General features: G+C 55.4%; 16 protein-coding genes. 3 read left to right on the top strand and 13 right to left on the bottom strand.

What is annotated here, in order from left to right:
* The first annotated feature begins 24 nt into the window (after positions 1–24).
* Together ACQ4N8_RS06555 and ACQ4N8_RS06550 are read left to right on the top strand one after the other, a co-directional pair.
* Positions 25–3,138 carry an efflux RND transporter permease subunit gene (locus tag ACQ4N8_RS06555; RefSeq protein WP_430703536.1) on the top strand — a complete coding sequence of 1,038 codons (3,114 nt, stop codon included), beginning with the start codon at positions 25–27 and terminating at the stop codon, positions 3,136–3,138.
* A complete protein-coding gene (locus ACQ4N8_RS06550; protein WP_430703535.1) occupies positions 3,131–4,186 on the top strand; it encodes an efflux RND transporter periplasmic adaptor subunit in 1,056 nt (351 codons plus the stop codon). Before ACQ4N8_RS06555 ends, ACQ4N8_RS06550 begins: the two co-directional genes overlap by 8 nt.
* A 93-nt stretch (positions 4,187–4,279) precedes the next feature.
* Here the strand turns inward: ACQ4N8_RS06550 and ACQ4N8_RS06545 are convergent, their stop codons facing one another.
* The 3 genes from ACQ4N8_RS06545 to ACQ4N8_RS06535 form a co-directional block, all read right to left on the bottom strand.
* A complete protein-coding gene (locus ACQ4N8_RS06545) occupies positions 4,280–5,845 on the bottom strand; it encodes a peptidoglycan DD-metalloendopeptidase family protein (protein WP_430703534.1) in 1,566 nt (521 codons plus the stop codon).
* Between the two features lie 239 nt (positions 5,846–6,084).
* Positions 6,085–6,759, bottom strand: a complete 675-nt coding sequence (locus ACQ4N8_RS06540) for a hypothetical protein (RefSeq protein WP_430703533.1) — start codon at positions 6,757–6,759, stop codon at positions 6,085–6,087.
* Positions 6,760–6,869: 110 nt separating this feature from the next.
* Positions 6,870–8,573, bottom strand: a complete 1,704-nt coding sequence (locus ACQ4N8_RS06535; RefSeq protein ID WP_430703532.1) for an MFS transporter — start codon at positions 8,571–8,573, stop codon at positions 6,870–6,872.
* 158 nt (positions 8,574–8,731) lie between these two features.
* On the opposite strand from ACQ4N8_RS06535, the gene ACQ4N8_RS06530 reads away from it, so the two are divergent.
* Positions 8,732–9,358, top strand: coding sequence for a TetR/AcrR family transcriptional regulator (locus tag ACQ4N8_RS06530; protein ID WP_430703531.1), 627 nt, complete (start codon positions 8,732–8,734; stop codon positions 9,356–9,358).
* A gap of 133 nt (positions 9,359–9,491) precedes the next feature.
* Here ACQ4N8_RS06530 and ACQ4N8_RS06525 read toward each other — a convergent pair whose 3' ends face one another.
* From ACQ4N8_RS06525 to ACQ4N8_RS06480, 10 genes are all read right to left on the bottom strand, one after another.
* Complete coding sequence (locus ACQ4N8_RS06525; RefSeq protein WP_430703530.1) at positions 9,492–10,778, bottom strand: adenylosuccinate synthase; 1,287 nt, start codon at positions 10,776–10,778, stop codon at positions 9,492–9,494.
* A 381-nt stretch (positions 10,779–11,159) separates the two neighbouring features.
* Entirely contained in the window at positions 11,160–12,827 is a 1,668-nt protein-coding gene (locus ACQ4N8_RS06520) for a methyl-accepting chemotaxis protein (protein WP_430703637.1), read from the bottom strand.
* A 96-nt stretch (positions 12,828–12,923) separates the two neighbouring features.
* On the bottom strand, positions 12,924–14,585 hold the full coding sequence (locus ACQ4N8_RS06515) for a pyridoxal phosphate-dependent decarboxylase family protein (RefSeq protein ID WP_430703529.1): 1,662 nt from the start codon (positions 14,583–14,585) through the stop codon (positions 12,924–12,926).
* Between the two features lie 684 nt (positions 14,586–15,269).
* Positions 15,270–16,634 carry a replicative DNA helicase gene (gene dnaB, locus ACQ4N8_RS06510; RefSeq protein ID WP_430703528.1) on the bottom strand — a complete coding sequence of 455 codons (1,365 nt, stop codon included), beginning with the start codon at positions 16,632–16,634 and terminating at the stop codon, positions 15,270–15,272.
* 1 nt (position 16,635) lies between these two features.
* Complete coding sequence (rplI, locus tag ACQ4N8_RS06505) at positions 16,636–17,079, bottom strand: 50S ribosomal protein L9 (protein WP_430703527.1); 444 nt, start codon at positions 17,077–17,079, stop codon at positions 16,636–16,638.
* Positions 17,076–19,058, bottom strand: coding sequence for a DHH family phosphoesterase (locus ACQ4N8_RS06500; protein WP_430703526.1), 1,983 nt, complete (start codon positions 19,056–19,058; stop codon positions 17,076–17,078). Before ACQ4N8_RS06500 ends, rplI begins: the two co-directional genes overlap by 4 nt.
* 11 nt (positions 19,059–19,069) lie before the next feature.
* Positions 19,070–19,990, bottom strand: a complete 921-nt coding sequence (locus ACQ4N8_RS06495; RefSeq protein WP_430703525.1) for a DUF2232 domain-containing protein — start codon at positions 19,988–19,990, stop codon at positions 19,070–19,072.
* A gap of 6 nt (positions 19,991–19,996) precedes the next feature.
* Positions 19,997–20,299: a MazG-like family protein gene (locus ACQ4N8_RS06490; RefSeq protein ID WP_430703524.1), complete on the bottom strand. Its 303-nt coding sequence runs from the start codon at positions 20,297–20,299 to the stop codon at positions 19,997–19,999.
* 144 nt (positions 20,300–20,443) lie between these two features.
* Positions 20,444–20,872 carry a CBS domain-containing protein gene (locus tag ACQ4N8_RS06485; RefSeq protein WP_430703523.1) on the bottom strand — a complete coding sequence of 143 codons (429 nt, stop codon included), beginning with the start codon at positions 20,870–20,872 and terminating at the stop codon, positions 20,444–20,446.
* Between the two features lie 245 nt (positions 20,873–21,117).
* Positions 21,118–22,221, bottom strand: coding sequence for an LCP family protein (locus ACQ4N8_RS06480; RefSeq protein ID WP_430703522.1), 1,104 nt, complete (start codon positions 22,219–22,221; stop codon positions 21,118–21,120).
* Positions 22,222–23,367: the final 1,146 nt, after the last annotated feature.

The following is a 23,367-nucleotide window of genomic DNA, read 5'->3' as shown; positions in this document are numbered from 1 at the left end:
TAGGTGATAGGAGGAATACCATATATGAATAAACTGACCCACTTCTCGATGAAAAACATAGGCGCCGTCATCATCATCATCCTGATGCTGTTCGGCGGCGGCCTGTATGCCGCCGGCAACCTCAAAACCGAGGTCATGCCGGACATCTCCATTCCCTTTGTCATCGTGTCGACGCCCTATCCGGGATCGCCCAGCGACGTCATGGAACAGGTGACCAAACCGCTGGAGCAGAAAATCGCCAATCTCGAGGGCGTATCTTCCCTCGACTCCACGTCCAGCGACAATATCTCCACCATTTTCGTCAACCTGACGGAAAGCTCCGATCCGGAGCAAAAGAAGCTCGATATCGAAAGCCTCCTGCAGGAGGTGGCCTTGCCCGAATCGGCCGGCAGCCCCAAGGTCGCCACGCTGGGGTTCGCCTCCATTCCCGCTTATTATTTCGCCATTTCCGTCGATAACGGCATGAGCCAGACGGAGCTGGACCAATGGTTCGCGAACGAGATCAAGCCCGGTTTGCAGGCGATCCCCGGATTTGACCATATGGACGAGATCGGTTCCCGGGAAACGACCCTCCGCATCCGGCTGGATGCCGACAAGCTGAACTCGTTTGGGCTGACCCCGCCCCAGGTAGCGGGCCAGCTTCGCGCCAACCTTGCTTCCCTGCCGGCCGGTGCCGTCGAAATCGACGGCAATGCGATGATGGCCCGGGTCAAAAGCGAAACGAACAGCGTTTACGCTTTGGAGAACATGAATCTGCAAAGCGCGCAAGGTACGCGGGTGCGCCTGAATCAGCTCGGGACGGTCGAATCGATTACCGAATCCGGGTTCGTGGCCCGGCTCGACGGCAAGCCGGCGATCGGCGTCCAGCTGTATAAAACGAGCGAAGCCAACGCCGTGGATTTCTCCGGCGATATCGAAGCGCTGCTGAAGCAGTGGCATGCGCAAACGCCGAACATCAGCTTCAAGACGATCTTCGATACGTCGGTCGAGGTGAGCACCTCCATTCAGGGGATGCTGCGCGAAGGGCTGACCGGGGCGTTCCTGGCGGCGCTGATGATTCTGCTGTTCCTGCGGAACATCCGCATGACCTTGATCGTGCTGATCTCCATTCCGCTGTCGATCCTGATCACCCTGCTTGTGATGAATTACTTGAACATTTCGCTCAATATCCTGACGCTCGGCGGCATGTTCATCGCCATCGGCCGGGTGGTGGACGACAGTATCGTCGTCATCGAGAATATCTATTCTCATTTGCAAAAAGCGCAGGAACGCGGGGAATCGGTCATCAAGCTGGCGACCCGCGAGGTCAGCGCGGCCATCACCTCCTCGACGTTGACCACCGTCGGCGTGTTTGCGCCGCTCGGTATGGTCAGCGGCATCGCCGGCCAGCTGTTCCGGCCGTTCGCGATCACGTTGGCTTGCGCCATGCTGGCCTCGCTGCTCGTGGCCTTAACCGTGATTCCGATGCTGGCCAAACTGCTGGTGCTCCGCGGCGGCAACATCAAACACGAGGAAGGCGGAAGCGGCCGCATCCTGACCTTCTACCGCCATGTCCTGGAATGGTCGCTTCGGCACCGCATCCAAACGCTGCTGGCGGCGGCCGTCCTGTTCGTCGCGTCCATCGCCGGTTCCGTCCCGTTCTTGTCGGTCACGCTGATCCCCGAGAACGAGCCGCCAAGACAGTTCTATTACGAGGTCAAAATGCCGTACGAAACCTCGTTAAGCACGATGGATGCCAAGGTCAAGGACATGGAGAATATCCTCCATCAAGCCAGGGACGACCAAGGCAACCCGCAGTTTACCTTTACGGAAGCCCTGGTCGGGTTCGGCGGTTCTTCCGACCCGATGCCTTATCGGGCGCAAATTTTCACGGAAGTCAGCGAAGGCGGCGAAGTGAAGGAAGTCCGCGATCGCTTCAAGGAAATCCTGCTCGCCGAGCTTCCGGCAGGCTCATCGCTTGAAATCAGCACGCTGGGGAACACCTCGACGGGTTCGACCGGCTTCGAGTACTCTCTGAAGGGCGAAGACCTCAATCAGCTAACGGCGGCGGCGTCCTTGATGAGAGCCGAGATGCAAAAGTTTCCGGAACTCTCGGAGATCAAGGACTCGTTAAGCGACGCCAAAAAAGAGCTCGAAATCACCGTCGACGAAGCCAAAGCCCAGCAGTACGGCTTAAATGTATCCACGGTGCAGCAAACCGTCTCCAGTTGGCTGATGAAAAGCGAAATCGGCGAGCTCAAGCTGGATAACGTCACGTACAAAACGACGCTGGAGCTTAATAAAGCGGATTTAAACACCTTGACCAAGCTGGGCAATATTCCGTTCCAAACGGCCGGCGGCACGATCGTATACCTGAAGGAAGTCGCCAAGCTGGACAAAATCGACGCCGCCTCCAGCATCACGCGGAACGATCAGGAACAGGTCATCACCCTGACCGCGAAGATCAACGGTCAGGATAAAGGGGGCGTCAGCTCCAAGGTGGCCGCTGCGCTGGATCGGGTACAACTTCCCGATGGCGTCAGCCGCGAAGTCGGCGGCGTCAATGCGGAAATCGGCGACAGCTTCTCGCAGCTGTTCGTGGCTATGGCCGTGGCCGTGTTCATCGTCTACTTGATCATGGTCATTTCTTTCGGCAACACCAGCGCCCCGTTTGCCATCCTGTTCTCGTTGCCGCTGGCCGTGATCGGCGGCCTGGTAGGCTTGCTGCTCAGCGGCGAGGCGCTCAGCATCACCTCATTGATCGGCTTCATGATGCTGATCGGCATCGTGGTGACCAATGCGATCCTGCTGATCGATCGGACCCAGCAGCTCCGCCAGGAGGGTTACACCGTGCGGCACGCGCTCGTGGAAGCGGGAACGCTGCGCCTGCGTCCGATCATGATGACCGCGGTCGTCACGATGGTGGCCATGCTGCCGTTGGCGCTCGGCTTAACCGAAGGCGGCACGATCATCTCCAAAGGGATGGCCGTCGTCGTTATCGGCGGTCTTGTCTCTTCGACCATCCTGACGCTGGTCGTCGTTCCGGTCGTCTATGAGCTGATCGAATCGCTGAAGAACCGGATCGGGAAGCTGTTCCACCGCGGTCCCAAATCCAAAGCACATGACACTAACCTGGAGGGAGCAATAACCCATGAATAACAGAATGCGGCAGTGGAGAAAACGGATCGGCGGTCTCGGCGCGTTGGCCTTGGCTGCCGGCCTGTTGGCCGGATGTACGTCAGCCGGAACCGGCCAACCGTTAACGGAGCCCGTCGACCTTAAGCCGTCCGTAAAAATCGGCAAGGCGGAAACCCGAAGCATCGGCGACCCGCTGGAAATGGTCGCGGAAGTGTCGTCCTCGATGCAGCGGGACGTCGTGGTTAAGGTGAGCGGCGATGTCTTGAAGACGGCAAAGAAACGCGGCGATCAGGTGAACAAAGGGGATTTGCTGTTTGAGCTGGACCCCGCCGACGTGAAGCTGCAGCAGCAGAAAGCGGAGATTGCGCTGCGCACGGCCCAGCAGAAACTGAAGGAGGGCAAATTGGCCAGCCCCGATGCGGAATCGCTTGGACCGCTGAAGGACCAGATCGAACTTGCGCAAATCGATATGGAACAAATCGAACGCACGTTGGACAATTACCGGGTGACCGCCCCGGCCAGCGGCATCCTGACGGATTTTGCCGTTGAGTCCGGCATGACCGTAACCCAAGGGGTGGTCGGCAAAATCCAGCAGATCAACCCGGCCAAAATCAAAGCCAATCTCCCCGAGGAGCATCTCGGGTTGGTGCAGGGCAAGAAGCAGTTGGCTTTCTACGCGGCCGATCGGCCGGGCCAGCTGTATACCGGCAAAATCGTTTATCTCGCCGATATCATGGATGCCCAGCAGCGTACCTATGCCCTGGAACTGCAGGCCGATAACGCCAAGCTGGCGCTCAAGCCGGGCACGAAGGTGCAGCTGCGGCTGACCGGCAAAGCCGAGCAAGAGGTCCTTACCATCCCGACCACGGCCATCATCCGCGAGGAGAGCGATACTTACGCGTTCATCTTTGCCGGCGGCAAGGTAGAGAAGCGCAAAGTGCAGTTAGGCCGCTTGAACGGAGTGTACCAGGAGGTCACCGCCGGCCTGAAGCAAGGCGAACAGGTCGTCGTCTCGGGACAGCATCAGCTGAAGGATCAGCAGGCCGTGGACGCGGTGCCCGCGGAATAAGGCTGAATAGACGATAAAAAACCTGGATTGAGCTACCGTCCTTATCGGATGCGGATGCTTAATCCAGGTTTTTGCGTTGCCTGATATCGGGGATTACAAGTATTTCATCGGGTTCTGCTCGCTGCCGTTCTTAATAATTTCAAAATGCAGATGCGTCCCGGTAGAACGTCCCGTGTTGCCCATGACCCCGATTTTATCGCCTTTCTCGACGACCTGCCCTTTCTTGACGCTGATCTTGCTCAAATGGCCATACAGGGTTTCGTAGCCGTTCTTGTGGTCGATGATAATGACATTCCCGTATCCGGACTTCGTGCCTACGAAAGAGATAACCCCATCATCCGCGGCAAGGATGCTCTTATTCGAAGAGACCAGGTCGACGCCTTTATGCGTCCGTCCCCACCGCTCGCCGTAGCTGCTGGTCATCTTGGCGCTGGACACCGGCCAGGCGAACTGTCCGCTCCCTTCGCCCAGAACGACCTTTGTGCCCTTCATGACGATTTTGGGCGACGACTTCTTGGTGACCTCCTGACCCAGCCATTCCTCCTCGACAACCAAGCCGTTCTCCTTCGTGATCCGGTACTCCATCGTTTTCAGACCGCTGCTCCCTGCGGCAATGACCTTCGATTCGCCAGCCCGCATGCCGGCATTTTTCTTGATAATCACCTGCGGTTCCGTGACGATTTCCTCGGCAACGTGTTCCACCGTCCGAACCGTCAACGCCGATTGCATCGCCTTGACGTTCAGCACCGTACCGATTTGCAGCGTCAGTTCCTCGACGCCGGGATTATTCGCAAACAAGTCCTTCTGCGACACGTCAAAACGGGCCGCGATCGTCGAGATCGTGTCTCCTTCTTGCACCTCATACTGAATGGCTTCTTCGGCCCCCTGCAAGATCCGCTGCACCGCCTCTTCGGCGTTCAGCACCTTGTTTGGATCGGCCTTAACGGCATCCTGGGAGACCTCCTCTTTGATTTGGGCCGACTCCAGCGACACGCTGGTGCCCTTCTTCGCCTGTTTGGCCGCGCTGCCGCCGGTCAACTTGACCTTGGCCGCCAGCGTATTGTTCGACTTGTTGGTGTTGTTCTCGGCATACGGTATGTATTGCCCTTTCACCTGTTCCAGCACTTGTTGCGCAGCGGCCTCGTCCTTGACGATGGCAACCACCTTGCCGTCGACCTTGAGTTCCACGCCTTGGGCATATCCGCTCAGCATCCCGTACAACTCATTCAGCGTTGATTCGGCATCGATTTCGGCTTTATAGGCCTGCTCCGGTTTCACCGTAATTCCTTCGGTGTGAACCGCCATCTCCACGTCCGGATACTTCTCTCTATATTCCTGCTCCTTGCGTTCAAACAGAGCTTTTAATTGCGATTCGCTGGCAATCGTGCCAATTTCCTCCCCGCCCACGAAAACCCGATAGTAGGCTACCGTGTTGGCTTTGACGTACTGCTGACCCGCCAAATAGACGGTGCCGGCAATAAGCACGACTGCAGCCCCCGTGAGGACGACTTTGCGGGACCTGAGGAAGTAGGGCAGGTTAATCCCCTTCCCTTTCTGTTCGGACATCTCTGGATCGTTCTCCGGGCGGCCGTGTTGCTCCTCCGTCTGAGCTTTGTTTCCGCGCCACAGCTGCCAACGTTTTCCCGTCAAACCTCTCATACCGATCTCCTTTTCCCATCGACTCGATTCGACTAAAAAAGGTTTCAAAATTTTAACCTTTAGTCGCTATTGTTTACTTTAACACAGCCCTCCAAGGGATTTCAACCATGGGTAAAAATACAAATAACCCGTGCTGCACGCGGATTTGATGCCATTTTGGCTGCAGCCGGGTTATCGTTCCTTATTTACAATCCTGTGAATGTTAACGCTGCCATTGGCGAAAAACGGGAGGTTTTCCGCTATTTTTTCAAGAGCTCCATCACTTTGGCGTATTCCGTTTTATCCAAATGCTTGGACAAAATCTGCTCGATGTTGATCATTTCCGTTTCCGTCAGTCCGCCTTCCAGCGCCACGGTCAAAATTTGCATGTCCTCCTGGGGCAGCTTCGACATGAGGATGGCAAAGATCTCTTCCTTCTGCTTGTCGGGCAGCTCGTCCTTCTTGGCGACGAGGTCGTCCGGCGTTACTACGACCTCTTGATCCTCGCCAAGGTCATCGCCGGAGCCCATCCCGCCCATCACCGGCAAGGCGTCCTCCGGTACATCTTCACCGTCCGTCCTTTTTTCGCCCGAGCCGGAGTCCGAGCCCGTCCCCGCGGTGCCGGATGCGCCGTTTTGGCCTTCGTCCCCGGTGCCGCCGCTCGTGCCGCCTTTACCTGCGGCATCTGCCGAAGCGCCTCCGCCGGCGTCCGCGGTTTGAGGATCATCCTCCGTTGAACTTCCGCCGCCGCCCAAACCCAGCATCCCTTTCATGATCCCGCCCAAGCTCGGGGCATGCCCCGTAACAGGTATGTTATAACTGCCCAGCAACGATTGAACGTACGAATTTACGACGTAGCCCGTCGTCGCGACGGTCAACAGGCAGACCGCAACGATCGTGGCGCACAGTTTCAGCAGCCACCCGATCCATTTCATCCTATTTCCTCCTTCTGCCGTTCTAGCTTTTGCAGATTCTAGTCTCTCAACTTCAGTATGGACGGCAGAAGGAGATTTCAATCTAGTTCATGGGGCATATCCGGAAAAAACTATTGGGCTGATTCCGCTGCCGCGGATTCGGCAAGCTTACCTTTTTTCGCGTATCGGCGATCGCTGATCAGGGCCAGGGGAACACCGGCAAGGAGCATCCAACAGGAGAATTTAAACGAACGGCCGAAAGCGCGGGATGCCGCGTCCCGGTAATCCCCGACGATCTCCGGCAGAAGGCGCCCGACTTCCTCCGCCTGTTGCTGCATGACGGCTTGGCGAGCGGCTCGCTCGTCTTTGGGCGGCGCCGCGAGAGCACGCGCGTTTTCCTTTTCCATGGCCGTCGATAGCCGTTTCAGAATCGCGTCCGATGAAACCGAAGAAGCCCCGGAAGAGGCCAAATCGATCTCCCCTGTCAAAGAGGCTAGTTCCTGCTTAACCGAATCGATCAGAACCGGATTCGATTGAATCGTCCTTACCGCGTTCTGGCGGGCTTCCTCCATCTGCCCCGTCATCCCGGATTGCAGCACCGTTACGATGATCGCCACGCCCAGCACGCTGCCCAGCGCCTTGGTCATATTGACGACGCCGGAAGAGATCCCCACCTTCTCCTCCGGAACATTCCGGATTGTCGAAGCCATGACCGGGGCCATCGTTAATCCTAACCCCACGCCGGCCATAGCCAATCTAGGAATGACGTCGCCGGTGGTCGAAGCCGCATTCAGGCCGCCAAGCCAGTAGTTCGCTCCCATCATCAGCGCCACGCCGGCCGCGCCAAACCAACGGGCACCGTACTTGTTGGACAAGGGCCCCGAGAGAACCGAGGAAACCATCGAAAACAATGCCAGTACGGACAGGATGAGTCCGGCCTTCATTTCCGTCATTCCCAGGATGCGAGTCAGGTAAAACGAAGTTAAGAAAGAGAGATTCATAATGCCTGCGCCGGCCACCAACAGCGTCAAAGCGGCCCCGCTGAACGGTCTGATTTTCAATAACGACAAGGGCAGCATCGGTTCTTTTCCCTTCCATTCCGCCAGAACAAAGGCGATGCTAAGCAAGCCTCCCCCTACCAGCAGCAACATGATCCTGCTTGAATCCCACCCGAAGTCGTTGGCCTTAATCAGCGCATAGGTAAAGCAGAACATCGCTCCCGTGATGCTGATCGTTCCGGCGTAATCAAGTCTTTTGCCCGAAGTCGGGTCATACGACTCTTTAATGAGCAAAATCGTAAGCAGCATACTGATCAATCCAAGCGGAACATTCACCAAAAAGATCCACTGCCAGTCAAACTTCTCCGTCAGGATTCCGCCAAGCGCGGGGCCGCTCGCTGCCGCCAGCCCGGCAATCCCTCCCCACGCGCCGATGATGGCGCCATGCATCTCTTTCGGGAACAATTCGGTCGTGAGCGGTATGGTTACCGGTACGATAATAGCTCCAGCCAGTCCCTGGATAATCCGCAGCGTGATCAGGAACTCCATGGAATCGGCGAACCCCGCCAACAATGAGGCAAGCGTGAACAGGAACAACCCGATCAGGAACCATCTTTTCCGTCCAAATTGGTCCGCCAAACGCGATGCCGTGAGAATAAATACCGCAAAAGCCAAATTAAATCCGTTCATGATCCAGGAAATCTGTCCGACATCCCCCCCGAAATGCCGACTGATCTCCGGCAAAGCCACGTTTACGATGGTCGCGTCGAGCAGCGCCATGAAAAAACCGATCACAATGGCGATAAACGCCAATGTCCGGTAAAGCTTGATGTTCATATAACTCCACTTCCCATTCTCAAAATATGAACAGAAGTTCATGTTTTGATTATATGAACTATGGTTCATATTTGTCAACGAAAAAATGAACTATAGTTCAGTTTTGTTTGACGTCCCGGGAATTGTTTTCTACAATCGAATTAAAGGAGCGATTGAACGTGAGCGGAAACGGAAACGAAGAAAAAGTAAGGCTTCCCCGGCAAAGCCGAAGCATCAAAACGAAGGAATCCATTCTGAAGGCTGCGATGGAGCTCTTTTCAACAAAGGGCTACCATAATACCAATACCAAGGAAATCGCCGCAATGGCCGGGGTCTCCACCGGGAGCTTCTATTCCTATTTCGTGGATAAGCGGGCGGTGTTTATCGAGGCGCTGAAGCTTTACAACAAGGAGTTTAAAGATCGCCTATACCAGTCGCTCGGAAAGATGGACCTGGAGCACAGCGATAAATACGCCGCACTTTCCAGGTTTATAGACGGTATGGTCGACGCTCATCAGGTTTTTAATGAATTCCATAGCGAGCTGGCGCTGATGTATCATTCCGATCCTGAAGTGAAAGCTTTGATGGATGAACAATATCAGGGCGGCCGGCTTATGACCGAAATGAATATTAACAAATGGAAGGATCAACTGCGGGTAACGGATATCAATGCAGCCTCGATCGTCGTATTCGAGACCCTCAATCGGCTCGTGGATGTTATTGTGTTCGAACAACACGACCTGGACCCTGCACGCCTAAAAAAAGAATCGGTTGATATGATCATCAGCTATTTATTTCAACCGTAGACGGATTCAACGTTGATACAAGATACAACATTTGCCCACCACTATACTGCGGGTTATCGGTTCGCTATCGGTCTCCGCTGAAATGAAAGAAGCCGCTCAATGAGCGGCTTCTGCTTTTTCGTCCTTTTTCCTCTTATTCGTATATCGGCAGCACTTGGTTGGTTTGGCTGCGGTTACGGCCCACCGAGAAAATCGCGATCGGCACGCCGGTCAGCTCGGCCACGCGCCGCACATAGTTGCGGGTCGTTTCCGGCAGGTCCTCCAGCGTTTTGGCGCCGGAGATGTCCTCCGTCCAGCCCGGCAGCTCTTCGTACACCGCTTCGCATTCGGCGAGCATTTTCAAGCTGGCCGGGTAATGCGTGATGACCTCGCCGCGGTATTTGTAGCCCGTGCAAATTTTCACCGTTTGGAGGCCGGTCAGCACGTCAAGCGAATTGAGCGACAAGCCGGTCAGGCCGCTGACACGGCGCGTATGGCGCACGACGACACTGTCGAACCAGCCGACGCGGCGTGGACGGCCGGTGACCGTGCCGTATTCGTGCCCGGTTTCGCGGATCAAATCGCCGATCTCGTCGTTCAGCTCCGTCGGGAACGGACCGTCGCCGACGCGGGTCGTATACGCTTTGGCCACGCCGATGATCTGGTTGATCCTCGTCGGACCCACGCCGGAGCCGTTGCAGACGCCGCCTGCCGACGGGTTGGAGGACGTCACGTACGGGTACGTCCCTTGGTCGATATCGAGCATGACCCCTTGCGCGCCTTCAAACAATACCTTCCGGCCCTCATCGATCGCATCGTTCAGAATGACCGAGGTGTCCGCAACGTAAGGACGGATCACTTCCGCGTACTCCAGGTACTGCTGCAGCACCTCTTCCACGTCGAGCGGCTGCCCGCCGTAAACGTTCTCGATCACATGGTTTTTCTCTTTCATGATATGGCGCAGCCTGGTTTCGAACTCTACCGGATCCATCAGATCGGCGATCCGAATCCCGCTGCGGGCCGCTTTATCCATATAAGCCGGTCCGATCCCTTTGCGCGTCGTCCCGATCTTATTGTCGCCCTTGCGGTCTTCCTCCAACGCGTCAAGAACCAGATGGTAAGGCAAAATGACGTGGGCCCGGTCGCTGATGACGAGATTTTTCGCGCTGAACCCGTTTTCTTCCACGTAGTTGATTTCTTCGATCAGCGCGGCCGGGTTGATGACTACCCCGTTGCCGATGACGCACTGTTTATTTTGATTGAAGATGCCTGACGGAATCAAGGTGAGTTTGTACTTCTTGCCGTCGATAAGAATGGTGTGACCGGCGTTGTTGCCGCCTTGATAACGGGCCACCACATCGGCGCTTTCCGCCAGAAAATCCGTGATTTTACCTTTACCTTCGTCTCCCCATTGCGTTCCTACAACGACTACCGTTGACATGTACATTCCCCCGCCCGGTGCGTCAAGCACCTGTATTTGAGCATTGCAAAAGACAGCCTTCGATCCGCTCCTCGCAAATCCTCGGCCGATGAGTGATAACAACCAGCAAATTCATTAATCGCTTAAGGCGCGTCGAACGCGCTAACAACCTCGCCGCAAGCGCAGCATCGGGCTGAGCCCTCCATCTGCCGCTTTAACGCAGCAATACCAGTTTAACAGTCTCCATTTTCAAAGTCAAATTGAAAAGCGAACGATTTTTACGCTTCATTTTACAATCGTTCGGAAATACTGCGGTTTTGCCTAAAAAAGAGGATGCCCCTCCGAAGCCGCTTGGGCCTTGGTTGGAAAGGGCATCCCCTCTGGCTTACCCAGCCTATCCTTTTATAGCTTGAAGGTGGCCACGGCTTTCTGCAAATCCTCGGACAACGCCGAGAGCTGACGGATGGCGGCGGCAATTTCCTGCATCGCTGCGCTTTGCTGCTCGGACGCGGCGGCGACCTCCTCGGAAGAGGCGGCTTGCTCCTGCGTTACGCCGGAAATTTGCTGCACCGAAGCGGAGATGTTCTGGTAGGAGTTCTCCACCAGCAGCAGCGATTGCAGCAACTGATCCGTCCGGGACGAGAAGTCGCCGATTCCGTGAAAAATATCCTGGAAGTTCTGGTACGTCTTGCCCATCCATTTCTGACCTTCTTCGATCGCCCGGCTCCCCTCGCCGATGCTTTCGATGACGAGGCGGCTGTTCTCCTGCGTGCCCGCCACCAGTCCGGTAATCGACGAAGCGGCTTCCGCCGACTGCTCGGCCAGCTTGCGCACTTCGCCGGCGACGACGGCAAACCCGCGTCCCAACTCGCCAACCCGCGCCGCTTCGATGGAAGCGTTCAGAGCCAGCAGGTTCGTTTGCTGGGCGATGTCCGTAATCATGCCGATCACCTCGCCGATTTCGCGGGAGCGCTCCTCCAGCTGTCCGGCCGTCGATTCGGAATGGTGCATGACCTGCTCGATTTTGTTCATCTGGCGAAGCGTTTCATCGACCATATTCTGCCCCTCGGACGACTGCTTGCTGACTTTCTCGGCGATGGACTGCATATTATGGACGTCCGAAACCACGCCGGACAGCTGCTCCTTGATTTCGGCCACCGACGCGGAGCTGTCTGCGATGGACTCTACCACCTCGTTGATTCCTTCGCTCATGCTGTTCATCGAAACCGCCACCTGCTGCGCGCTTTCGCTGGATTCTTTGGCCACGTGCATCAGCTGCGAGCTGGTGCTCGATACCTCGCGGGAAGAGCCGGAGATATGGCCGATCAACTGCTTCATATTGCCGCTCATCGTACGGAAAGCTTCGGCGAGACGACCGACTTCGTCGTTGTTGTGGATCTGGATCTCCTGCGTCAAATCGCCCGTCGCGAAACGTTCGGTCGCATGCATCAGCGTTTTGATCGGTCTCGCGATGATCCGTCCCAACAGGTAAGCGAACAGCAAGCCGACCACAAGCACCAGCAGCGTGATGAGCAAGCTGTTCCACAACACCGTCGACGCCGTTTCCGGGATCACGGAAGCGTCGAGGTCGATTCCCAGCAGTCCCGCCGGCGAACCGTCGCTTTTTTTCAGCGGAACGAAAATCGACTTATGTATGCCATACTCGTCTTCATAGATGTCGCTGATCGTCTCCCGTTCCTCCGCGATCGCCTGTTTCATCTCCGCGGAGAACGGATAGTCCATGTTATAGTCCCCCTCCGTGTCGGACAAAGCGATAATGCGCTCCTTCCCCCCGTCGTTCGATAAAACATAGACGTTTTCCAGGTTGTACGTTTTTTTCAGATTGTCCATGGCCTTGCGCGTTTCCTGATATAGCGGGCTCTCCGGCCCGTCGATTTCCAGCTTGTTGCCTTCGATTCGCTCCAGCTCGCTTTCCACGATGCGGATATTGCTCTGCAGCCGGTGGTCAAGCTCGTTCTTGAGCTCGCCGCTCAGCGTGGAATTCACCACCATGAGCAGTCCGATGAAGCAGAGAATGGCGACCAGCAGCAAACCTGTCGTACCCAGCATAATCTTCGATGAGATATGCCCGAAAAGCAAACGTTTGATCTTGTCCTTCACCACAAGTTCATCTCCTGAGTTGTTAGTTATGAGTCGGCCCATAGGTTAATTTAACGCCGCCGCGTGAAACGCCTCGCATACCTCGGATACGCACTCCTTCAAATACTGCACGATCTCGAGTATGTGCTCCGGCCCGGTATGCGGCGATATGACGAAAAATTTGCTGACGTAAAGCGGAATTTCCCGGCCTTCTTGCGTGTTTACCAACAAGTGTTTTTTCGTGTCCCCGAAGAACATCCGGTCGCGGCGCTCGCCCAGCTTCTCGAACAACCGTTCATTCAAGCGGTTGCTGCGCTCGATCTCTTGGGATGAGCAGATGCCGGAGATCTCTTCGGCAAAACGCGGGCTTCCCGGCATATAAATGCGAATCAGCGTGGAGATGCCGGCGTTGTCCGGGTTGGCGATGTCGGCCTGCGGGATCTCCGCGGCCAGCTGCCGGCGGAACTGCCAGGTGACCTCCAGAAATTGCCCCAGCAACCGCTGATACCCTTCTGCGCCGAAAGACAGCAGCAGGCTGTACATGCTGATCGAGCTGGCCATGCGGGAGCATTCCAGCGTATAGCCGGTGTGATAATCGCCGTAACCGCGGTGTCCTACATAAGGCGTTTCTTCCTCTTCCAGATCCATCAGGCGGAGATCGGCCGCATTTTTAAGCAGGAACAGGCTGGATACGTACGGCGCCTGGCCGAGCTTCTGGAAGTCGAAGCACAGGGAGTCCGCTTGCGACAGCATTTGCATTTTTCTTTGAATCGGCCGCAGCATGCCGATGACGCCTGCGCTGAACTGCAGCGGGTTTTGCTCCAGATCATACTCGTTAAAGAAGGCAAAAAAGCCGCCCAGCGCCGAATCCGCATGGATATGCGGGCATGGCAAACCAAACCGTTCCGCGGTTTCCTTCGCGGCGGCGCGAATTTGGACGATATCGTCAATGCCGTTGGCATCCGTGGTGCCCGTGGTCGCCACGATGTAAATCGGGACGCCGCCCATTCTCGCGACCGTCTCCATTTTGCGCCGCAAGTCGGCCACGTCCATCGAGCTGTCCGGCAAGGTCTTGATCTTGACCAGATGATCGCTGCCGATCCCGGTCGCTTCCACCGACTTCAGCAGGCTGTAATGCGCCGACTCGGAGCAAAACGCGTACAGGTTGTTCGGAACCCCGCGCTTCAGCGCGTCCGGGGCGTATTTCGCAATGGCGATCCGCAATCCGGAGAACACCGCCCCCTGGCCTCCCCACGTCGTATAACCGCCGCTCGTCTTGGCGTCATAACCGACCAGCTTGGACATCATGGCGATGACCCGTACTTCCGCCTCGGCGCCCGCCGGCCCATATACATCCCACAGGTTGTTCCCGTTCACCAGCATGGCGGTAAGCATGCCCAGCATGCCGGGAATGGAAGCCATCGGCAATATATTCGTAAAAAAATATTTCGTATGATAGGGATGCCCATGCAGCAGCTTCAAGAGCTCGGCGTTAACCTCTTCCATCGGTGCCCCTGCATGGGGGATGTTGCTTTGCGCCGCCAGCTGGCCGTAAAAGTCGGGATCCCTCCGCTTCTCCCCTTTCAGGTTGACGCCTTCGGGATCTTTCAACTCATCCACGCCGCGGACCAATTGCTCGATCAGTTCCATCATTCGCTCGCGCTGTTCCGGATTTCCGTCTTCGCTCGGAAACCATTCTCTCACATCCGGCTTGCTGTTCATTTCCATCTGCTCCTCTCCTCTATTCTCCTGGTTGAGTTTGTCTCTATTGGATATCGCAGTTGAAGACTTTTCCTGGCCTGACCGTCTAGCCGTGAGCTTATAAGTTAGCCCCCTTTCGCAATTTTCATTTCCTTACACTACTAAATTATACAAGTTATCCTTGTCGCGTACAGAGAGTTAATAGGCATATATTCCATGATATGGAATGTGTCGAATTTTGATATATTGGTAATTAACGAGCTCTGCCGTAGCTCATTGCTGCCGCAAGCCGCCCCGCCGGATTACGTCCTCACCATGACGGGCAAAAGGGATAGGTGAAACGCATGTCATCCAAGGGTGGCAAAAAAGGGCTGACGACGATCGTCAGCCCTTCAAGGTTATTTTTGTATCGTAAATTATAGATATTGTCGTACAGAGTGCGGCAAGCTAGTAGATCAATCCGTAATAACGTGGTTCATCTGCTGGTGACTACTCCCATAGAAATAGCGGAACTTTATGGTCTTATTATCCATTAACGGTGCGAAAAGCGGCCATTCCCCGGCGATTCGAAGAAATAGCGCCATAAATGTCCCCTATTTCACGTAAAATGAGGGATATCACTGAAATAGCGCCATTTTTTTCCCTTAAATATTCGCCTGAGTTCATCAAAGGGCTAACTGGGCCTTTTTCCCAACCCAAAGATCCGGCCCGCTAGCCGGCGGCAAAGGCATCCGCGTGCATCCGCTCGTAGTTGGCGAATTTGTTGAAGTTCTTCAAGAACACCAGCTCGACCGTCCCGACCGGGCCGTTCCGCTGTTTGGCGATGATAATTTCGATGATGTTTTTCTTCTCGGTTTCCTGGTTGTAATAGTCGTCCCGGTACAAAAACGCCACGATGTCGGCGTCCTGCTCGATGGAACCGGATTCCCGCAAGTCGGACATCATCGGCCGCTTGTCCTGCCGCTGCTCCACGCCCCGGCTTAACTGGGACAAAGCGATGACCGGCACTTCCAGCTCTCGGCCGATTTGCTTGAGCGTCCGGGATATTTCCGAGACCTCTTGCTGGCGGTTCTCGCCGGCTTTGCCCCGGCCCTGGATCAACTGCAAGTAATCGATCACGATCATGCCGAGGCCGCGTTCCTTCTTGAGCCGGCGGCATTTCGCCCGGATATCGGCTACCGTGATGCCCGGCGTGTCATCGATATAGATCTCCGCTTCCGACAAGGCGGCAATGCCCATCGTCAGCTTCGACCAATCGTCGTCGCTCTTGAAATCGCCGGTCCGCATCACGCTGGCGTCCAGGTTAGCCTCAGCGCAAATCATCCGCTGCACGAGCTGGGCCGCGGACATCTCCAGACTGAAGATCGCCACGGTTTCTTTGGCCCGCACGGCCACGTTTTGCGCGATGTTCAGCGCGAACGCCGTTTTACCGACGGAAGGACGAGCGGCCACGATGATCAAGTCGCTGCGCTGGAAACCCGCCGTCATCCGGTCCAAATCGACGAAGCCGGACGGGATGCCGGTCGTCGTCCCGCGGTTCTGGTGGAGCGTTTCGACCTTGTCGAAAACCTCCATCAACACGTCGCGGATGGCGATAAACCCGCTGCCCGACCGGCTGTTGGAGATTTCCAGGATGCGCCGCTCGGCGTCGCTGAGCATGCCGGCCACGTCTTCGCCGCCGGTGTAGCCCTCGCTGACGATCTGCGTTGCCGTACGAATCAAACGCCGAAGCATCGATTTCTCCTCGATGATCCGCGCGTAGTATTCCGCGTTGGCCGCCGTCGGCACGGCATGGGCCAGCTTGGCCAAATAGCTGACGCCGCCGATTTCCTCGAGCTCGCCTCGGTCCTTCAGCTTCGCGGTTAGCGTAATAAGGTCGATCGGTTGGCCTTCCTCGCCCAGTTGAACCATCGCTTCAAAGATCAATTGGTGGGGCTTGTCATAAAAATCCTCGGTCCGCACCCGCTCCATCGCGGTAATGAGTGCTTCCGACTGCAACAGCACCGCCCCGAGCACCGCTTGCTCGGCTTCCAGATTTTGCGGGGGGATCCGATCGAAAAACAGATCGCCGCTCATCTTATTCCTCCGTGACTTGAACCTTGAACGTCGACTTCACTTCCGGATGAAGCTTCACCGGAACCTGCGTCACGCCCAAAGTCCGGATCGGATCATGCATTTCGATCTTGCGTTTATCGATCTTTACGCCGGCTCTCTCCAGCGCGTCCGCCACCTGCTTGCTGGTGATGGCGCCGAACAGGCGGCCGCCTTCGCCGGCTTTCGCTTTCAGCTGCACGGTCATCTCTTCCAGCTTCTTGCCGAGCTGCACCGCTTCTTCCTTCTCCTGTGCCTTACGCTTTTGCTCCGCCGCCGTCTGATGCTCCAGCGTCTTCACGTTGCCGTCGGTGGCCGGACGCACGAGTCCGCGCGGCATCAGGAAGTTCTGCGCGTAACCTTCGGATACTTCCTTGATTTCCCCTTTTTTGCCTTGGCCTTTGACATCCTTCAAAAAGATAACCTTCATTCGAATAACCCCTCTTCCTTCTCTATTTCATCCAGCACGGCGAGCAGCTTCTTCTCCGCTTCCGCCTGGGTTCCTTCCAACTGAACGGCCGCATTGGTCAAATGTCCGCCGCCGCCGAGCCGCTCCATCACCACCTGCACATTCATGCTGCCGAGCGAGCGGGCGCTGATGCCGATCAAGCCGTCCGGCCGTTCGCTGATCACGAACGAGGCCAGCACGCCCGTCATATTCAGCAGCGTGTCCGCCACCTGGGCGATCAACAGCTGCGGGATTTTGCGGTTCGGCTCCGTCACCGCCAAAGCGATGTGTGTATGGATCATGCGCGCATGCTTGATGATGTCGGCTTTGGCGATGTACTCCTGCAGGTCTTCCTTCAGCATGCGCTGCACCATCACCGTGTCCGCGCCGGCCCGGCGGAGGAAAGCCGCCGCCTCGAACGTCCGCGAACCGGTATGCAGCGCAAAATGCTTCGTATCGACCGTGATGCCCGCCAGCAGCGTGGTCGCCTCCAGCGGGCTGAGCTCGACCTTCTCGTGAATGTACTGCAGAAGCTCGGTCACGAGCTCGCAGGCCGAAGAAGCGTACGGTTCGAGATACACGAGCACCGCGTCGTTGACGAACTCCTCGCCGCGGCGGTGGTGGTCCACGATGACCACGCGGCTCGCCTCTTCGACCAGCCGGGGCTCCATCGTAATGGAGGCCTTATGCGTATCGACGAGCACGAGCAACGTGTGCTCGGTCATCATGTTCATGGCCTGCTCCGGCGAAATGAAACGCCGGACCAGGGCCTCTTCTTTGCCGATGCGCTCCATCAGGCGCTCGATGCCCGGGTTCGGGCCATCCAGCACGATGTGGGCCTCGACCTTGTACATATCGGCGGCCTTCAGCACGCCGATGGAGGCGCCGATCACGTCGAGGTCCGGCACGCGATGGCCCATGATGATGACGCGGTCGCTCTCCTGCATCAAATCGCGCAACGCATGCGCGATGACGCGGGCGCGGACGCGCGTCCGCTTCTCTATGGCGCCCGACTTGCCGCCATAGAAAGAGAGCCGCTGACCGGCCTTCACGGCGGCCTGGTCGCCCCCGCGGCCGAGCGCCATATCCAAGCTGGACTGGGCGAGTTCGCCCAGCTCGCTGAAGCGCTCGGTGCCGAAAGCGAGGCCGATGCTGAGCGTAATCGGCACCTTCAGGTCCGCGGTCATTTCGCGGACCTCGTCCAGGATGACGAACCGGCTTTGCTCCAGTTCGTCCAGCGATTTCTGATTCAGGATCATCAGATATCGCTCGGAGGACAGCCTCCGCAAGTAAACGCGGTACTGGCGGGCCCATTCCGTGATCGCCGTCCCCACCCGGGCGATCAGCGCGGTCCGCTGCTGGTCGTCCATGCCTTGCGTGGCTTCGTCGAGATTGTCCAGCAGCACGATGCCGAGCGCGGCGCGTTCGTCTTCGTACCGGCTGCGCAACACCGCCAGCTCCGTCATGTCATGGATATAGATCAGCCGCTCGTTGGCGTCGACGGTCAGCTCGTAATACCGTTCGCCCACCGCCGCTTCCACGGTCGTTCGTCCGCCGGTTCCATCCTTCTTGTCGCGGCTTGGCGCGGGTAGCTGCGGCAGCAGCTCGGCCAATGGCTGGCCTACCACCGAATCCTTGCCGTACATCCCGCCGACGAAGCGGTTATGCCACTCGACCGTCCGCTCCTCGCTGTATAGCATTATGCCGAACGGCAGGTGGCCGATCGCCTCGCCTTCGACCCGTTTGATCCGGTAATTGAGCTCGGTCACGTACCGCACGAGCTCTTTGCGGAACAACTGTTCCGCCCGCAGCATGCTGTAGGTCAACACCCCGACCAGGCACAGGCAAACGAGCCCCAGGATCCAATGATAATAGGAGACGAAGATGACAAGGAGCAACTGAAGCATGAACATCCACACGGTTTGGTACCCGTACCAACGTTTTTGCAGTAAATTTGGCATGCCTTCTCACCCTATCGTCTTGATCTAGTAATCATATCACGCAGCGGAAAAGCGATGTCCAAAATCCCGACGATCCTTAGCGGCGGAATAAACAGCATCACCACGATGAGCAGGATCGGAATAACCGGATTCCACTTGCGGTGATAGGCCGCAAAGAAGAAGAAGCTTGCCGTTTGAACCATAAAGAAAAACTGCAGCAGCGGCATCAAATTGAGCAAAATCGTACCCATGAACCCTTGCTGGGCGGCCTCTCCGCCAAACAACTGCAGCAGCAGGCCGATAAGGTAATACCAGATCAGCGAGCGCGGCAGCCTCCATTCGCGGATCGGCGCCAGCTTCGGCACCGCAAGCCCCAAGCTGGAGAGCGTCGGCCGGGATATGGCATGGGCTACCGTGGCGATCAGCAGACCGCAGACGACCATCGTAAACGGGATCATCCGCACCGTCAGGCTGGAGAATTGCGCGCTCATCTCGGGCGACCATACGACACCGCCGGCCAGCGAGCTGTCGGCGGCATCCTGTAGCGGGGCCAAGGCCGTGTTCACCATATCCTCGATCGCCGTAGTCAGATTGAACTTGAAGAATACCGTGCTGACCAGCAGGATCAGCAGAAATTCCAGCAGGATCGTGGCGGCTCCGGCCATGACGGTGCGGAAAGCCGGGCTTCTTTTCTTATAGAAATAGCCCATGACGATCGCAGGAATGATAAAATAGAGGGCCTGCAGCAAAATCACCGGCCCGAAAATAAGCGAAGCTGCCAGCCAGACCGCTGCGATATGCAGAAGAAACGCTCTGGTGGACAAGGTTGCGTAAAGCAGAATGACCGGTACAATCAGGAAAAAAATCGTAATCACGGTAAGCGGAGTAGCTAGTGACAGCAGAAGCAGCAAATAAACGACGCTCCAGGCCACCGATGTCCAGCGCAACTTCAAATGGGTTCACCTCTTACGCATATGTTCTTCCAAAGTAGATATATCTTGATACCAATCCTCGAGCTGGTGACCTTCCTGTTTATGTTTTCGCAGTTTTTCCAGAATGCTGTCGTCCATATCCCGATAGGAAACCCCAAGTCTGCGCCCCAAAATGTAGCTGCTGACGACCAGACTGGCAAGACTGTCCGTTACCCGCGACGTGCTGCCTTCCCATAGTGCTTTAAACAAACGGGATACGTGATCGACTACTTCGGTTTTGAGCCATTCAATCACCTTGGCGCGTTTGGCCACATCCATTTCCTTTTGCATGGCGGACAGCTTCCACCCTCCCCGAACAAGCTTTATTCTTCATTATAACACAAGAAAAATGCCTATCGACGCACATTCCGAGGCTGCGTTGCCTAATCCATTCTTATATCTTAAAGCAAACGCGCCAAAGGACGCAAACCCCTGTCATATATTGGACTTGGCGGCATCCTTGGTCACGAATTTTTCGCAATATTCGATGATCTGGCTGCGGCGGACGATGCCGATAAACCGGCCCCGGTCATCCACCACCGGCACAAAGTTTTGCACCTTCGCCAAATTGATTAAATCCTCCATGTCCGCATCGATCAGGACGGGTTTCATGTCCATCTTGAGCGGAACGTCCTTGAGCAAATATTTTGAAGCGGTCTCAAAAGTGATTTTGCCGTTCGAATTTTTCATGTGCCACAACAGATCGCCTTCCGTTACCGTGCCGACATAAGCGCCATCGCGGTCAATGATTGGTACGGCCGTATAGCGATGGAACTCCATCCGCTCCAGGGTTTGCCGCAGCGTGGAATCCAGCGTCACGGTCACCACATCATTTTTCGGAAGCAAAAAAAACGCGATATTCATGAGAACGAAATCCTCCTCATCCTTCTTTCAGACTCCCCTAATTGTTACGTTTCAAAACGCCATATGTTCCGGCCGGCGGCGTGAAATCGGCAGCCGGAGAACCGGACTGCCGAAGTCTGTAGTCTATAAGATGGCTTAATATAAAATATGATGCCCGGGCCAAGGTCATTCTTGCTCCCCGCCGCCGACGGGACGAAATTTGTTGATCCTTGTACGAATCGCACTTTGAACCTCGTGATCAGATGTTAATTCCGCGTAGATCCGGTTGAACCGTTCGTATTTTGTCCTGCGGTTGGCGAGTCGGCCAGGTCGGACGCGGCTTTCTCGGCATCGCGGGATTCCGGCGTGATCAGTTCGGTCGTCTCCGTATCCGGATTGAGCCAATTATCGATCATTTCTTTGGCGAAATCGACGTCCTCTTCATTGGCTTTGTCATAATAAACGCCGTTTATGCGCATACCCTCGCCCATAATCGTAAATCCGTCGATCTGCGGATGCTGCTCGCCGAGCAGCACTTGTTTGGACAAGTCGATGATCTGGCTAGGCGGCAGGTCCGTCTTAAAATTATCGCCCATCATGTTCATCAATTCAGGGATTTTTGTCACTTGGTCCAGCTTCAGCATCCGATCCACGATCGCGTTCAGGAACACCTGATGGCGTTTTGTCCGATTAAAATCGCTGTCCTCGCGGTATCTCACGAAGTTCAGCGCCTCTGTTCCGTCATACAACGGTTTGCCCGCCTCAATCGTGAACTTCTCATGGTCCGCTTGCTTGTTCACGATGGTCTCCGTAATCGGCAGCTCGATCCCGCCCAGTGCGTCCACGATCTCCCGCAGCCCCTGGAAATTGATGGCCGCATAATAATCCACCGGATATCCGATGAAGTTCTCCACGGTATCCTTGGCCATCTTCTCTCCGCCAAAAGCATAGGCATGGTTGATCTTGTCTTCTTTATCTTTGCCGACGATCTCCGTGTAAGTATCGCGGGGGATGGAAATAAGCAGCACCCTCGCCTCCTCCGGACGCACCACTGCGTAAATCATCGTATCCGAACGGGCCGGCTCGTTATTCCGTTGGTCGACGCCAAGCAACAGCGCGCTGAACGGCTTCGTTCCCTGCTCCTGTTCCTGCACCACCGGCTTCGTCTCTTCGCCTTCCAGCGGAGAATACGACCTTTCCAATGTCTGCTCGACCTTGCCCGAGAGGAACAAGTCGAACGCCATCACCGCCAGCGGCTTGCGGAACAGGTAAGCCCCCACGCCGACCACCAGCAGGACCGCCAAAGCAATCAACGCTTTTTTGCCCCGGTTCATCTTCTTACTCGCTTTTTTACTCTGTCGTCCTATCATATGCCCCTGCGCCTCCATCGCCATTCTAGTTGGATTGTCGTGCCTCTATCATTTGCTGCATTCTATGTCCCGATCCACTGATTAACGGCTTCTACGATAATAACTCTACCGCTTTGTACTATAACACATCGGGGAATTGGGGTACAACAAAGCTGAATTTATCTAGCTCGATTACCCGGGCAATAAGTTTGGCCAGACGCTAACTCCTGGGTTAAGACGAAAAAAAGGCCCGCTCTCTTAATTAGAGGCAGGACTCAAAAAGCCATGACATCAGACTATCAGATATTTTTATGAGCAAAGAACGCGAAACAAAGCGATTTATTTAACGATGGTTGTAATGGTCAGGTTCAGCAGAAACAGTTGTAATATAAATAGATACAGTGGTTAAAGCGAATAGAAGTGACGCAAGAGTGAATACAATAATCTTCACATATTAACCCTCCTTTCAAATAAAATTGTAAGATTGAATCATAAAACAACATTATGTTGTTCTATGTTCCCTCCCTCAGGAAATCAATGCTTCCTCAGTTTTTCTCTCGTTCTCGAAACACTTTCAAAATTGAAAATTGAAATTAGAAGATTCCTTCGTTCTAATTTCCAAAAGATGCCAGGTCTTTAGTTAAATTGATGCAGCTGAATTAGCCTTATATCCTAAATCCCCGGCCTCGTTATAATTTGGCCGGGGATTTAGGAATTATGGAAGGCAGCGAAGTGCTGCTCATATCTAGGGAGTTGCTTTAACACAACGGTAGTTGTAGAAATGAAGAGACGGGAGAATTCTCCCGCCAAATCATAAAATTAGTCAAGTGCGATACACGGTGAACGAATTCCGTTAGGGCAAGTAACACGGACCATGAATTCCGTTAGGGCAATAGGCAGGCGGAGGAGGGGGATTACCACCAGGAAGGTCCCTACCGCCCCCCCTACCATCTGCTAGAGCAGTACTAGATACTAATAAAACCATAACGGTTGCAATAATGATAGAAAGAAACTTTTTCATATTCTCACCTCCGAGTAATATAAATAATTGGGCTCTTCGCTCTACTGTGTGGGTTTAGTGCTAAATGTTAGTTTCATAACCCTTTCCGCCTGTAAGAGAATTTCAGAGATTGAAACAGCCCTCAAGGAGATCTCTTGACCGCTGTT

Origin of the sequence: Paenibacillus macerans (genome assembly GCF_050565405.1) — a bacterium.
Classification (GTDB): domain Bacteria; phylum Bacillota; class Bacilli; order Paenibacillales; family Paenibacillaceae; genus Fontibacillus; species Fontibacillus macerans_B.
The sequence above is the reverse complement of the archived record's forward strand: the minus strand, read 5'-3'. Positions and strand labels throughout refer to the sequence as shown.

Bases quoted from the DNA above. Each gene is read 5' to 3' on its own strand.
- ACQ4N8_RS06525 (WP_430703530.1), bottom strand. From the start codon at position 10,778: ATGTCAACGGTAGTCGTTGTAGGAACGCAATGGGGAGACGAAGGTAAA.
- ACQ4N8_RS06520 (WP_430703637.1), bottom strand. From the start codon at position 12,827: ATGCTGGGTACGACAGGTTTGCTGCTGGTCGCCATTCTCTGCTTCATC.
- ACQ4N8_RS06480 (WP_430703522.1), bottom strand. From the start codon at position 22,221: ATGATAGGACGACAGAGTAAAAAAGCGAGTAAGAAGATGAACCGGGGC.
- ACQ4N8_RS06535 (WP_430703532.1), bottom strand. From the start codon at position 8,573: ATGAACATCAAGCTTTACCGGACATTGGCGTTTATCGCCATTGTGATC.
- rplI (WP_430703527.1), bottom strand. From the start codon at position 17,079: ATGAAGGTTATCTTTTTGAAGGATGTCAAAGGCCAAGGCAAAAAAGGG.
- dnaB (WP_430703528.1), bottom strand. From the start codon at position 16,634: ATGAGCGGCGATCTGTTTTTCGATCGGATCCCCCCGCAAAATCTGGAA.
- ACQ4N8_RS06545 (WP_430703534.1), bottom strand. From the start codon at position 5,845: ATGAGAGGTTTGACGGGAAAACGTTGGCAGCTGTGGCGCGGAAACAAA.
- ACQ4N8_RS06485 (WP_430703523.1), bottom strand. From the start codon at position 20,872: ATGAATATCGCGTTTTTTTTGCTTCCGAAAAATGATGTGGTGACCGTG.
- ACQ4N8_RS06500 (WP_430703526.1), bottom strand. From the start codon at position 19,058: ATGCCAAATTTACTGCAAAAACGTTGGTACGGGTACCAAACCGTGTGG.
- ACQ4N8_RS06540 (WP_430703533.1), bottom strand. From the start codon at position 6,759: ATGAAATGGATCGGGTGGCTGCTGAAACTGTGCGCCACGATCGTTGCG.
- ACQ4N8_RS06490 (WP_430703524.1), bottom strand. From the start codon at position 20,299: ATGCAAAAGGAAATGGATGTGGCCAAACGCGCCAAGGTGATTGAATGG.
- ACQ4N8_RS06550 (WP_430703535.1), top strand. From the start codon at position 3,131: ATGAATAACAGAATGCGGCAGTGGAGAAAACGGATCGGCGGTCTCGGC.
- ACQ4N8_RS06555 (WP_430703536.1), top strand. From the start codon at position 25: ATGAATAAACTGACCCACTTCTCGATGAAAAACATAGGCGCCGTCATC.
- ACQ4N8_RS06515 (WP_430703529.1), bottom strand. From the start codon at position 14,585: ATGGAAATGAACAGCAAGCCGGATGTGAGAGAATGGTTTCCGAGCGAA.